The organism is Amycolatopsis granulosa (genome assembly GCF_011758745.1).
GTDB classification, from domain to species: domain Bacteria; phylum Actinomycetota; class Actinomycetes; order Mycobacteriales; family Pseudonocardiaceae; genus Amycolatopsis_E; species Amycolatopsis_E granulosa.
Genome location: NZ_JAANOV010000001.1, coordinates 107,848 through 120,211 on the forward strand (window position 1 = coordinate 107,848; position 12,364 = coordinate 120,211).

The 12,364-nt window shown below is 73.1% G+C and carries 11 protein-coding genes; 10 read left to right on the forward strand and 1 reads right to left on the reverse strand.

What is annotated here, in order from left to right; genetic code table 11:
* The first annotated feature begins 170 nt into the window (after nucleotides 1-170).
* From FHX45_RS00470 to FHX45_RS00515, 10 genes are all read left to right on the forward strand, one after another.
* Nucleotides 171-1,445 (forward strand): class I SAM-dependent methyltransferase, encoded by a 1,275-nt coding sequence (locus tag FHX45_RS00470; RefSeq protein ID WP_167095968.1) that lies wholly within the window; start codon nucleotides 171-173, stop codon nucleotides 1,443-1,445.
* Nucleotides 1,446-2,249 carry a glycosyltransferase family protein gene (locus tag FHX45_RS00475; RefSeq protein WP_167095970.1) on the forward strand — a complete coding sequence of 268 codons (804 nt, stop codon included), beginning with the start codon at nucleotides 1,446-1,448 and terminating at the stop codon, nucleotides 2,247-2,249.
* The gene (locus FHX45_RS00480) at nucleotides 2,249-3,274 is read left to right on the forward strand and encodes an NAD-dependent epimerase/dehydratase family protein (RefSeq protein WP_167095972.1); all 1,026 of its coding nucleotides are present in this window, start codon (nucleotides 2,249-2,251) and stop codon (nucleotides 3,272-3,274) included. The genes FHX45_RS00475 and FHX45_RS00480 overlap by 1 nt, the downstream gene beginning before the upstream one ends.
* Nucleotides 3,275-3,382: 108 nt before the next feature.
* Nucleotides 3,383-4,273 carry a glycosyltransferase family 2 protein gene (locus FHX45_RS00485; RefSeq protein WP_208405754.1) on the forward strand — a complete coding sequence of 297 codons (891 nt, stop codon included), beginning with the start codon at nucleotides 3,383-3,385 and terminating at the stop codon, nucleotides 4,271-4,273.
* Nucleotides 4,270-6,426, forward strand: coding sequence for a glycosyltransferase (locus tag FHX45_RS00490; RefSeq protein ID WP_167095976.1), 2,157 nt, complete (start codon nucleotides 4,270-4,272; stop codon nucleotides 6,424-6,426). The genes FHX45_RS00485 and FHX45_RS00490 overlap by 4 nt, the downstream gene beginning before the upstream one ends.
* Before the next feature lie 31 nt (nucleotides 6,427-6,457).
* Entirely contained in the window at nucleotides 6,458-6,817 is a 360-nt protein-coding gene (locus tag FHX45_RS00495) for a hypothetical protein (RefSeq protein WP_167095978.1), read from the forward strand.
* Nucleotides 6,814-8,055, forward strand: coding sequence for a lipopolysaccharide biosynthesis protein (locus FHX45_RS00500; RefSeq protein ID WP_167095980.1), 1,242 nt, complete (start codon nucleotides 6,814-6,816; stop codon nucleotides 8,053-8,055). Before FHX45_RS00495 ends, FHX45_RS00500 begins: the two co-directional genes overlap by 4 nt.
* Nucleotides 8,052-10,106, forward strand: coding sequence for a hypothetical protein (locus FHX45_RS00505; RefSeq protein ID WP_167095982.1), 2,055 nt, complete (start codon nucleotides 8,052-8,054; stop codon nucleotides 10,104-10,106). Before FHX45_RS00500 ends, FHX45_RS00505 begins: the two co-directional genes overlap by 4 nt.
* Entirely contained in the window at nucleotides 10,103-10,666 is a 564-nt protein-coding gene (locus FHX45_RS00510) for a DapH/DapD/GlmU-related protein (RefSeq protein ID WP_167095984.1), read from the forward strand. The genes FHX45_RS00505 and FHX45_RS00510 overlap by 4 nt, the downstream gene beginning before the upstream one ends.
* Nucleotides 10,663-10,893 carry a hypothetical protein gene (locus tag FHX45_RS00515; protein ID WP_167095987.1) on the forward strand — a complete coding sequence of 77 codons (231 nt, stop codon included), beginning with the start codon at nucleotides 10,663-10,665 and terminating at the stop codon, nucleotides 10,891-10,893. The genes FHX45_RS00510 and FHX45_RS00515 overlap by 4 nt, the downstream gene beginning before the upstream one ends.
* Before the next feature lie 5 nt (nucleotides 10,894-10,898).
* Here the strand turns inward: FHX45_RS00515 and FHX45_RS00520 are convergent, their stop codons facing one another.
* Nucleotides 10,899-12,323 (reverse strand): hypothetical protein, encoded by a 1,425-nt coding sequence (locus FHX45_RS00520; protein WP_341771288.1) that lies wholly within the window; start codon nucleotides 12,321-12,323, stop codon nucleotides 10,899-10,901.
* Between the last annotated feature and the right edge of the window lie 41 nt (nucleotides 12,324-12,364).

The window sequence follows — 12,364 nt, forward strand, 5'->3', positions numbered from 1 at the left end:
TTGGTAAATCACCGTCCGAAGAGGAATCACGGAGAGTGTGCTGATTCACTCGATCGGAGGCAACCGACCACCCGGTTTCTCGTAACGCCTGCCCCCGTCATCCCTATAGTCACGTTGGTGAAGCCCCGCTCCAGGACGGGGTGACGTGACCACAGGGGAGTAGCCCACACATGCCAGCCGAGCCGCTGTCCTGCCGCCTGTGCGGTGCGCCTGGCCTGCGCAGTGTCGTCGATCTCGGCGCGAGCCCGCCGTGTGAATCGTTCCTCGCCCCGCAGGATCTCGACGCGCCCGAACCTTTCTATCCCCTGCACCTGCGGATTTGCCCGGACTGCCTGCTGGTCCAGCTGCCGCCCCTGATCGATCCAGCGAAAACATTCACCGAATACGCCTATTTTTCGTCTTTTTCCCACTCCTGGCTGGCGCACGCGGCCGAATTCGTCGGCACCGTGGCCGACCGGCTCGGCCTGGGCCCGGACTCGTTCGTCGTCGAGGTCGCCAGCAACGACGGCTACCTGCTGCGCAACGTCGTCGCCCGCGGCGTGCGCTGCCTGGGGATCGAACCGTCGGTGAACGTGGGCGAGGCGGCGCGCGCGGCCGGGGTGCCGACGCTGACCGCCTTCCTGTCCGCGGAGACCGGCGCGGCGGTCCGCGCCGAGCACGGGCCCGCGGACCTGGTCGTGGCGAACAACGTCTACGCGCACATCCCGGACATCCTCGGGTTCACCCAGGGCCTGCGCGCCCTGGTGGCCGACGACGGCTGGGTCTCCATCGAGGTGCAGCACCTGCTCCGCCTCGTCGAGCTGACGCAGTACGACACCATCTACCACGAGCACTTCCAGTACTACACGCTCGCCACGGCGCAGCGGGCCCTGGCGACGGCCGGGCTGGCCGTGACCGATGTCGAGCTGCTGGACACCCACGGCGGTTCGCTGCGCGTGTGGGCACGCCCGGTGGAGGCCGCGGGCGAACCGGGTCCCCGGGTGGCCGGGGTGCTGGCGCGGGAGCGCGCCGCCGGGCTGCACGACCTGTCCGGCTACCACGGTTTCGCGCACCGCGTCGGCGAGATCCGCCTGGCCCTGCTGGAATTCCTGATCGGCGCGAAGCGCCGCGGCGAACGGGTGGTCGGCTACGGTGCGCCCGGCAAGGGCAACACCCTGCTCAACCACTGCGGGATCCGGCCGGACCTGCTCGAGTACACGGTGGACCGCAACCCGTACAAGCACGGCCGGTTCACCCCGGGCACCCGCATCCCCGTCCTCGAGCCGGAGCGGATCGCCGCCGACCGCCCCGACTACGTGCTCGTGCTGCCCTGGAACCTGCGGGCCGAGCTGACCGAGCAGCTGCGTTACGTGGCCGAGTGGGGCGGCCGCCTGGTCTTCGCGATCCCCGAGCTGGAGATCGTCTCCCCGGAACTGCCCGTGCCGCTGGCTGTCGAGGTGAACTGAATGAAGGTGGTGCTGTTCTGCGGCGGCTACGGGATGCGCATGCGCAACGGGCCCGCGGACGACGTCCCGAAGCCGATGCAGCTGGTCGGCCCGCGGCCGCTGCTGTGGCACGTGATGCGGTACTACGCGCACTTCGGGCACACCGAGTTCATCCTGTGCCTGGGCTACGGCGCCCGGCACATCAAGGACTTCTTCCTGACCTACACCGAGACGGCGTCCAACGACTTCGTGCTGCGGGACGGGCGGGTGGAGCTGCTGTCCACCGACATCAGCGACTGGTCGATCACCTTCGTGCACACCGGCATCGAGTCGCCGATCGGGGAGCGGCTGCGCCGGGTCCGGGAGCACGTCGCGGGCGAGGAGATGTTCCTCGCGAACTACGCCGACGTGCTCACCGACGCCCCGCTCGACGTGATGATCGGCAACCTGGCCGAGTCCGACGCCGGTGCGTCGATGATGGTGGTGCCGCCGCAGTCGTCCTTCCACTGCGTGGAGTTCCGCGACGGCTCCAACCGGGTCGCCGGGATCAGCTCGGCGAGCCGGCTGCCGCTGTGGGAGAACGCCGGCTACTTCGTGCTGCGGCAGGAGATCTTCGACCACATCCCGGAAAACGGTGACCTGGTCGAGGACGGCTGCGCGGCACTGGCCGAAAAGGACCGGCTCATCGCCTACCCCTACCGCGGGTTCTGGCAGCCGGCCGACACGTTCAAGGAACGAGCCGCGCTCGACGCGGCCTACGAAAGCGGCGCGCGGCCCTGGATGCTGTGGGACCAGCCGTCCACGATCCCGGCGGGGGTGCGGTGATGCGGGTCCTGCTGACCGGGCACCAGGGATACCTGGGATCGGTGATGGCGCCGGTGCTGCGCGCGGCCGGCCACGAGGTGCTCGGCCTCGACTCCGGCCTGTTCGCCGCGTGCGTGCTCGGTCCGCCGCCCGACGACCCGCCGGGCGAGCCGGTCGACCTGCGGGACGTCCCCGCCGGCCGCCTGTCCGGGGTGGACGCGGTGATCCACCTGGCCGCGCTGTCCAACGACCCGCTCGGCGCGCTCGCGCCGGAACTGACCTACGAGATCAACCACACGGCGTCGGTGCAGCTGGCCAAGCTCGCCAAGGACGCCGGTGTGCGCCGGTTCCTCTACGCCTCGACCTGCTCGGTCTACGGCGCGGCGGGGGACGACCTGGTGACCGAGGACGCGCCGCTGCGCCCGGTCACCCCGTACGCGGAGTCGAAGGTGCGGGTCGAGGACGACCTGCACGACCTGGCCGACTCCGGGTTCAGCCCGGTGTACCTGCGCAACGCGACGGCCTTCGGGTTCTCGCCGCGGCTGCGCGCCGACATCGTGCTGAACAACCTGGTGGGCCACGCCGTGCTCACCGGGCAGGTGCGGGTGCTCTCCGACGGCACGCCCTGGCGGCCGCTGGTGCACGCGCACGACATCGCCACCGCCTTCGCCGCGGCGCTGACCGCCCCCACCGAGGCGGTGCACGACCGGGCGTTCAACGTCGGCACCGAGGTCAACAACCTGACGGTGCGCCAGATCGCCGAGTCCGTGGCCACCGCGGTGCCTGGCTCGCAGCTGCTGATCACCGGCGAGGCCGGTCCCGACCCGCGCTCCTACCGGGTGGACTTCTCCCGGATCCGGCAGGCGCTTCCCGGATACCGGGCGGTCTGGACGGTGGACGCCGGCGCGCGTGAACTGGCCGGGCACTACACCCGCCACGGCCTCACCCGGGACGCCTTCGCGCAGCGCTACACCCGGCTGGCGTGGCTGAAGGCCGAGCAGGCCCGTGGCGCACTGGCCGCCGACCTGCGAAGACAACCGACCTGACCGCAGGGCCCCGCACGGCACCCGTTTCGAGCAAGCCCCGCCCTCCCCGACCCGCACACCCCCGCAACCGGTGTGCCCGCCAGCAAGGACAGCACGGCGTTGACGATCATGGATTCGCACAGTCCCGTCGCCGATTACGAGAACCTCGGCGACGCGTTCGCCTTCGCCGCCGCGCGCCCGCCCCGCCGCGGTCCCGACCCGCGCGTCACGATCGTGGTGCCGGCGAAGAACGAGGCGGCGAACCTGCGCGAGGTCCTGCCCGAGCTGCCGCCCGTGCACGAGGTGCTGGTCGTCGACGCCGACACCGGGGACGGCACCCCGCAGGTGGCGCGGGAGGCGTGCCCGGGTGTCCGGGTGATCAAGCAGACCCGGCGCGGCAAGGGCAACGCGCTGGCCTGTGGTTTCCTCGCCGCGTCCGGCGACGTGATCGTGATGTTCGACGCCGACGGATCGGCCGACCCGGCGGAGATCCCGCGGTTCGTGGAAGCGCTCACCGGCGGTGCCGACTTCGCCAAGGGCACCCGCTTCGCCCCCGGTGGCGGCAGCCACGACATCACCCACCTCCGTGCCGCGGGGAACTCCGGGCTCAACCGCCTGTCCAACACGCTGTTCAGCGCCGGGTTCACCGATCTCTGTTATGGCTACAACGCGTTCTGGCGCGATCTGGTTGCCTCGCTGAACCTGCCGCCGGTGTTCGCGCCCGCAGGCGAGGAGATGCTGTGGGGCGACGGCTTCGAGATCGAGACCGTCATCAACTGCCGGATGGCCGCGCTGGGCCTGTGGATCACCGAGGTGCCCAGCGTCGAGCGGCGCCGCCTGCACGGCGAGACCAACCTGCGCACCTTCGCCGACGGCGGCCGCGTGCTGCGCACGCTGATGGCCGAGTGGCAGCGGGTCGGCCGGCAGCGCCGCAGCCGCCGGTTCGGCCTGTTCAGTCCCGAGCCGGTCGTGGGCATCGCGGCCCCGCTCGCACTGGAAACGGGGGCGCCGGAAGCATGACCTCGTTCGACACCAGCGTGGTGATCTGCGCCTACACCGAGGACCGCTGGGCGGACCTGGCGGCGGCGGTCGCCTCGGTCCGCGACCAGTCGGTGCCGCCGCGCGAGATCATCGTGGTCATCGACCACAACCCGGAACTGGAGCGGCGGGCCGCCGCCGAGTTCGTCGGGGTCACGGTGGTGCCCAGCGCTGGGCGGCGGGGCCTGTCCGGCGCGCGCAACACCGCCGTGGGGCTCGCCAAGGGCGAGATCATCGCGTTCCTCGACGACGACGCCGAGGCCGCGCCGGACTGGCTGGAGCAGCTCCTGGCCGGTTACCGCGACCGGGAGGTGCTGGGCGTCGGCGGGACGGCCCGGCCACGCTGGCCCGGTGGGCGGCGGCCGGCGAAACTGCCCGCCGGGCGCGGGTCGGTGACCGGTGAGCTGGACTGGGTGGTCGGCTGCACCTACACGGGTCAGCCCACCGCGGAGGAGCCGGTCCGGAACCTGATGGGCTGCAACATGTCCTTCCGCCGCGAGGTGTTCACGCTGGCCGGCCCGTTCGCCGAGGACCTGGGCCGCATCGGGCGCACCCCGCTGGGCTGCGAGGAGACCGAGCTGTGCATCCGGCTGCGGCAAGCGTGGCCCGGGGCGCGGATCGTGTTCCGGCCGCAGGCCGTGGTGCGCCACCGCGTCACCCCGGACCGCACCACCTGGGCCTACCTGCGCCACCGGGGCTGGGGTGAGGGACTGTCCAAGGCGTACGTCTCGCGGCTGGTCGGCAGCGAGGCCGCGCTGGCCACCGAGCGGGACTACCTGAGCCGGACCGTTCCCGCCGCCGTGGTCCGCGAGCTGGGCCGGCTCGCCCTCGGCCGGACGGCCGGCGCCTCCGGCGTGCTCGGGCTGGTGACCGTGGTGTCCGCGACCGCGGCCGGCTACCTGCGCGGCAAGGCCCAGGTCCGCCCGCCCCGGCCGCGCCCGGTGCCGTCGCTGGTGCACGGCCCGATCCACATCGCCACGGTCGACGCGCGCACCGCACCCGCGGAGCTGCCCGTGCCGGAGCGGCCGGTGGGCCGGTACCGCGCCGCGCAGGTGCTCGTCCGCGACGGCGACCGCACCGTGGACGTGCTGCTGCTCCCGGTCGACCGGGGCGTCGTGCGGCTGCCGGAACCGGCCACCGCACCCGCCCCGCGGCGGCGCCCGGAGGTCACCCGGCCGCCGGTCAGCGTGGTCATCCCGACGGCCTACCGCAAGCAGCAGGCCGTCGCCAGCGCCCGCGCGGCGCTGCAGGCCGGCTATCCCGGCCTCGAGGTGATCGTCGTGGACAACCTGCCGCGGCTGCCCGGCGGCGACGACGGGCTGCGTGGCGAGGTGGAGGCGCTGGGCGCCCGCTACGTGGTCGAGCCGCTCCAGGGCGTCAGCGTCGCGCGCAACACCGGCGCCCGCCTCGCCCGCCACGACCTGATCGCGTTCATCGACGAGAACATCACGGTCGAGCCCGGCTGGTTCGACGCGGTCACCGAGGAGTTCGCCGCGGACCCGTCGGTGGGCTGCGTGACCTCGCTGGTGCTGCCGGCCAGCCTGGAGACCGACGCGGAGGTCCTGTTCGAACGGCTCAAGGGCTACAGCAACGCGGTGCGCTGGCAGCGCATCGACCGCGACACCGCCCGTGAGGACCCGCTCTACCCGCTGTCCATGGCGCGGTACGGCCCGGGCAGCTGCGCGACCTGGCGGCGCGAGGTGTTCGAGGAGCTCGGCGGGTTCGACCCGCTGCTCGGCGCGGGCACGCCGACGATGGCGGGGGAGGACCTGGACCTGTTCGTGCGGCTGGCCCAGGCCGGCGGCGCGGTGGTGCACACCCCGCACGCCGTGGCCCGGCACATCCACCGCGCCGACTGGCTGGAGCTGCGCGAGCGGATGCGCGGCTACGGCGTCGGCCTGTCCGCGATGCTGATGCTGTCCGTGCGGCGCCGCCCGGTCACCGCGTTCTCGATCCTGCGCCGGGTACCGCGCGGCGTGGCGCGGCTCGCGGCCCGCACCCCCGAACTCCCGCTGTCCGACCGGGCCGCCCGGTCCCGGCTGCGCCAGCTGCGCCGCGACGAACGCCTCGGTCTGCTCGGCGGCGCCGGGGCGCTGATGCGGGCCCGGCGCGTGGTCGGAACCGGCCGCCCCTGATGATGGCGGGCGACGGGCAGGAAGGGCACGTGTGGTCGAGCAGCAGTTGAGGATCCGGCGGTACACCGCCTACGGGCTGCTTGCCGTCTGCCTCGTCACGATCGTCCTGGTCTGGTCCGGTTCCGGTTTCCCGCTGCGGCCGCCGGCGGTGCTGGTGTTCGTCCTCACCGCGCCCGGCTGGGCGTTGATCTCCTACGTCAACGTGCGGCACCTGTCGGTCACCTGGATCAGCGCGGTGGGTATCTCGCTGGCGATCGCGCTGATCGTGGCGCAGGTCCTGGTGCTCACGCACACCTGGCACCCGGAGGCGGCGATCGTGGTGCTCGCGTCCGTCACCACGATCCCGCTGGTGCACCACGTCCTGCGCAGCCGCCCGGGCGGCGCCCGATGACCGTCGGCAGGGAGACGGCCCCGGGCAAGGGCATGGTGGCCGACGGCCTGGCGCTGTCGGCGTCGGCCGCGATCACCGCCCTCGCCGGGATGATCGGCTGGGTGCTGGCCGCGCGGCTGCTGCCCGCCGCGGCGGTGGGCGACACCTCCGCGTTCGTGTCCGGGTTCCTGCTGGTGGCCGGCATCGCCGAACTCGGGCTCGGGCCGGCGATCCTGCGCTGGCTGCCGCGCGCCGGGGCGCACCGGCCGCGGCTGCTGCTGCGCACCTACCTGGCCGTGCTGGCCGGTGGTGTGGTGGGCTCGCTCGTGTTCGTCCTCGTGCCGGCCGGGGCGGAGGTCGTGCACCGGGTGCCCGCCGGCGCCGCCTGGTTCCTGGTCGCCGGGATCGGCTGGACCCTGTTCCAGTTCCAGGACGAGGTGCTCACCGCGCTCGGCCTGGCCCGCTGGGTGCCGGCGGAGAACAGCGCGTTCAGCGTGGCGCGGCTGGGCCTGCTGGCCGGGCTGGGGCCGCTCGCCGGCGCGCTCGGGCTGGTGCTGTCGTGGGCCGTGCCGACGCTCATCGGCGTCGTGGTCGTGACGGTCCTCGTCGCCCGCTCGGTGCGCCGCACCTCCCCGGGCCTCGCGCCGGGTGTGCTGCCGGACCGGCGCGAGGTGCTGCGGCTGCTCGCCCCGTCCTACCCGGCCATGGTGTGCGTGGTGGTGCTCTACAACCTGGTGCCGCTGATCGTGCTGCACCGCTTCGGCGCCGAGGCCAACGCCGTCTTCTTCGTGGTCTGGACCGCCATCAACGCGCTCGACGTGGCCGCGACCGCGTTCGTCAACCCGCTCGTGGTGCGGCTGTCCGCCGAACCCGGGCACGCCCGCTCGCTGGTCACCGGCGCCGGCAAGCGCCTCGCGCTCGTCTTCGTGCCCCTGCTCGCCGTCGGCGCGCTGCTGGCCTGGGTGATGCTCGCGATCTTCGGCCCGGAGTACACCGCCGGCACCGGCCTGCTGCGCGTGCTGCTCGCCGCCCAGGTGCCGCGCCTGGTCGTCGTGCTGGGGGTGGCGGTGCACCTGGCAGCCGGCCGCGGCGCGGGGGTCGCGCTGCTGCAGGCCGCCACCGCCGCTTCCGCCGTGCTGCTCGCGCTGCTGGTGCCGGCCGAATCCGGGTTCGGCGTCGGCATGCTCGTCGCCCAGGCGGTGATCGCCGCGGCGGTGCTGGTGGACCTGCGGCGCAGGCTGTCCGGGGTGCGCCCGTGACCGAACCGCCCACCCGGTCCCTGCGCCCGGACCGGCCGCTGCGCCCATCGCCCTGGCCACGTGAACCGCTGCGCTTCCCGCAGCCGCCGCCGGGCACCCCGACGCGCTACATCCCCGCCTCCGGCCGCCTCGCGCCACCGGCGAAGCCACCGGAGTCATCGGAGTCGCGGGAGTCGCCCGAGTCGTCGGAGTCGTCGGAGTCGTCGGAGACACCGTCCCGTGCGGACGGCGCGCGTCCCCGGCGGGGTCCGGCCGCCGGGCGGCCCGGGTTCCTCGCCGACCCGTTCTTCGGTCCCGGCCTCGCCGCGGTCGCGGTGGTGCTGTGGATCGTCGGGCTGCACCCGGTCCCGCCCGAGGCGATCGGCGGGCTCGGGCTCGTCGCCGAGCTGTCGGTGCCGACGCTGCTGTCCTATCCGCTGCTGGTCGCCGCGGTGGTGCTGGAACTGCTGCGCTACCGGCCGCGCACCTGGCTGCTCTCGCTCTACACGCTCGTCGGCGTGCTCGGTGTCTACGGGCTGCAACCCGCGGTCGAGGAGGTCGCGCGGCTGCCGGTGGCCTGGCTGCACGCGGGGTTCGCCGACTACATCGCGACCCACGGCGACATCCTGCACGACTACGACGCCCGGTTCTCGTGGGCCGGGTTCTTCTCCCTGGTCGCGATGATCACGCGCGCGGCCGGGATGCCGGACGCGGTCCCGTTCCTGAACTGGGCCCCGGTCGTGCTGTCCGGCCTGGCGGTGCTCGGGGTGCGCGCGCTGGCCGTGTCCGCGCTGGGCAACCGGCGCGCGGCGTGGCTCGCGCCGTGGCTCTACCTGGTCGCGAACTGGACCGAACAGGACTACTTCTCCCCGCAGGGCACCGCGATGGTGCTGCTGCTCGCCGCGCTGGCGCTGACCTTCCGGCACCTGGTTCGGCCGCGGCTGACCGAACCGGTCAAGGCGCGGCTGCGCGCCCGGCTCGCGCCGCGCTCGAGCCCGAAGGCGCGTCTGGTCGCGCAGGGCGCGGTGGTCCTGATCGGGCTGGCGCTGGCGCCCACGCACCAGCTCACGCCGTTCGTGCTCGGCGTCCTGCTGCTGCTCCTGCTGGTGTTCGGGCGGCTGTGGCCGGCGTGGGTGCCGTTCGTCATCCTCGGTGGTGCCGTGGTGTGGTTCTCGCTGGGCGCCTCGGAGTTCTGGAGCGGGCAGCTGGTCCGGATGATCCTCAGCCCGCTCGGTGACGTCGGGTCCTCGGTGGACCAGGGGATCGTGGCCCGGTTCGCCGGCAGCCCGGGGCGGCTCGTGGTGCTGACGGTGCGCATCGGCATCACCCTGTTCATCGCCGGGCTGTCCGCGTACGGGATCTGGCTCATGCGCCGCGACAACCTCAAGTCCTGGCTGCTGCCGGCGCTGAGCATCGCGCCGTTCGGCCTCGCCGTCGCCCAGCCCTACGGGGGCGAGGTCTTCATGCGCTGTTTCCTGTTCGCGCTGCCGATCATGGCGCTGCCCGCCTCGCTCGCGCTGGAGAAGGCCGTCACCTCGGCGCGGCGGCTGCGCTGGCGCAACCGGCCCGTCCGCACCGTGCTGACCGCGGCGGTGCCGTGGGTCGTGCTCACCGGGCTGCTCGCCGCGACCATCACCGCGCGGGGCGGCAACGACGCCTACGTCAGTTTTCACGACAGCGACATCGCCGCGGCGAGCTGGGCGGTGCGGCAGGCGCAGCCCGGGCAGCGGGTCGATTCGCTGGTCAACTCGGTGCCGTTGCAGTTCGCCCGGGTGGGCGAGGTGTCGCAGTACGAGGTCGACGACTACTGCGAGGACGTGATGGCCGACGTGCCCGCGCTGGTCGCGTGCCTGCGCGGCAAGGGCCCGGACTATCTTGTGCTCACCGAGCCGCAGTGGGCCTACCTGAAGATCTTCGACCAGGTCCCGGATACCTTCGGTGCCGACCTCGTTCGCGAGCTCGAGGCGACCGGGGTGTACCACCTGGTGTTCGACGATCGCGGATCGCTGGTGCTCGGCCGGACGACGCCCGCCGACAGGTTCGTGCAGGGCAGTGGCGGAGGGAACACGTGAGCGAGACCCGGTCCCTGGGACGCCGGTTGCGCGATCAGGTCCACATCGAACTGTGGGCGACGACGGTCGGCGCGTTCGTCAACGGGGTGCTCGGCAGCGCGCTGATGCCGCGGCCGCTGCGGCTGCTCGGCTACCGCGCGCTCGGCGCCCGCGTGCGCTCCGGCAACATCTTCCCCGGGCTGCGCATCTACGGCGCGCTGCGCAACGTGGAGATCGGCCGCCGCACGTTCCTCAACGCCGAGTGCTACCTGGAGGCCCTCGGCCCGATCACCATCGGCGAGGCGTGCCAGTTCGGCCCGCAGGTCATGATCGTCACCTCGCACCACCGGACACTGCCCGACGGCCGCGTGTCCCGTGTCGCGGAGGCCCGGCCGGTCGTGATCGGCGACCGGGTGTGGGTCGGTGCGCGTGCCCAGATCCTGCCCGGGGTGCGCATCGCCGACGACGCGGTGATCGCCGCCGGTGCGGTCGTGGCACGCGACTGCCCGGTGCCCGGGGTCTACGCCGGAGTGCCGGCCCGGCTGGTCCGCCGGACGGCCGTCGTCCCGGAGCCCGCGTGAGCCCGGCCGACTGGCTCACCCTGTGCACCGCGGTCGCCGGGGTGGCCCTGCTGGTGGTGCTCGTGGTGCGGACCGTGCTCAAGGAGATCGCCGTCGGGCGCCGCTCGACGGATTCGGCGTCCGCGCGGGACCGCCGGATCCGCACCCTCGACCTGGTCGCGGTGGCGTTGACGGTGCTGACCGCGGCCGGCGCCGTCTGGCGGATCGTGGTGGGTCTTGCGTTGTGATCCGGTCAGTGCGGCAGCAGGATCGCCAGCGGTGGCAGCCGCAGGCTGCCCCCGCCGGTCCGCAGCAGCTGGGGCGTGCTCCGCGGATTGACCGTGACCTTCCCGTGCGGCGTGCTGAACTGCAGCGCGTTCGCCGGCCGGGCCACGTCGACCAGCCGGGCCCGCAGCCGCGGCGCGAGCCAGGTCCAGGCCGCGGTCAGGCTCATCGGCCGCAGCCGGTCCACGCCCGGCAGCGCTTCCGACCACAACGCCGCGTAGGGCAGGTCGTCGCTCGCCTCCGGCTGCCACAGCAGCATCGCGGCGGCACCGGCCTCCTCGGCCCAGGCCACCGCGTCCAAAGTGGCCACCGCGCGTGCCTGGTCCACCGGTGGCGCGGCCTGCGTGGTGCCGGCGCTGCGGGTGACGGCACTGCGGGTGACGGCGCTTCGGGTGACGGCGCTGCCGGCCGGGAGCGTGGTGTCCGGGGCCTTGCCGCCGGGGGGTTTGCTGTCGGGTGCTTTGGTGTCCGGTGCCTTGGCATCGGGGTAGAACTCCGACCACCACACCGGCAGCCCGGTGACCCCGCGGGCCCAGCGGGTCGCGTCGGCGTAGATCTGGGACGCCTTGTCCGGCGTGGTGATCAGGCCCTTGTCGCGGGTGCCGGTGGAGGCGTCCAGCGCGACGAAGTCACCGCCGTGCTTGTGCTCGTTCCAGTACGTCACGACGTCCAGCGACCGCTGGTCGATCACGCCGTACGGGCCGCGCAACTGCGACGGGTGATCGGTCGCCGCCGGCGAGGACCAGCTGTTGAGCACCACGTACGGGCCGCCGATGCGGGCGTCCGGCCGCACCCGTTTCACCGCGTCGTAGACCTGGTTGTACAGGTCGGTGTAGGCCGCCACGTCCCAGTTGCCGCGGGCGGCGTTCCAGAAGCCCTTGAGCTCGTTCCACACCTGGAAGTACTGGACCCGGGGATAGCGCTGGGCGACCTGCGCGGCCAGGCGGGCGAAGTCGGCGAAGTGCGCCCGCAGCGGTGCGGCCGCCAGATTGTCCCAGTCGGTCGTGCCGATCGCACCGCCCTTCATCCAATCCGGAGCGCAGCACAAGGTGATCACCGGTGTGCCGCCGGTTCGCTCGATCAGGTCCATTCGTTCGTCCAATCGGGACCAGTCGTAGCGGCCGGGTGCGGGCTCGGGATTTCCCACGCCGAAGCCCATGATGTGCTGGTTCTGCAGCATCGGTGTGGCGCCCAGGATCTGCTCGCCGCTCTGCCGCTGCCCGGGTGTGAGCCACGAGTCCAAGCTGTACTGTGCGTGCGTCACGCCGAGTACCAGCCCACCCTCGCCGGGATGCAGCACCACGTGCGCCGGCTCCGGGGGCTGGTCGGACTTCCCCGGAGGCCAGCTGAAGAGCCCCGCCACCAGCAGGGCGACCATCGCCACGATCCCCACGCGAGCCAGCATGCGCGACCGACCACTGTCTTGCCTGTTCA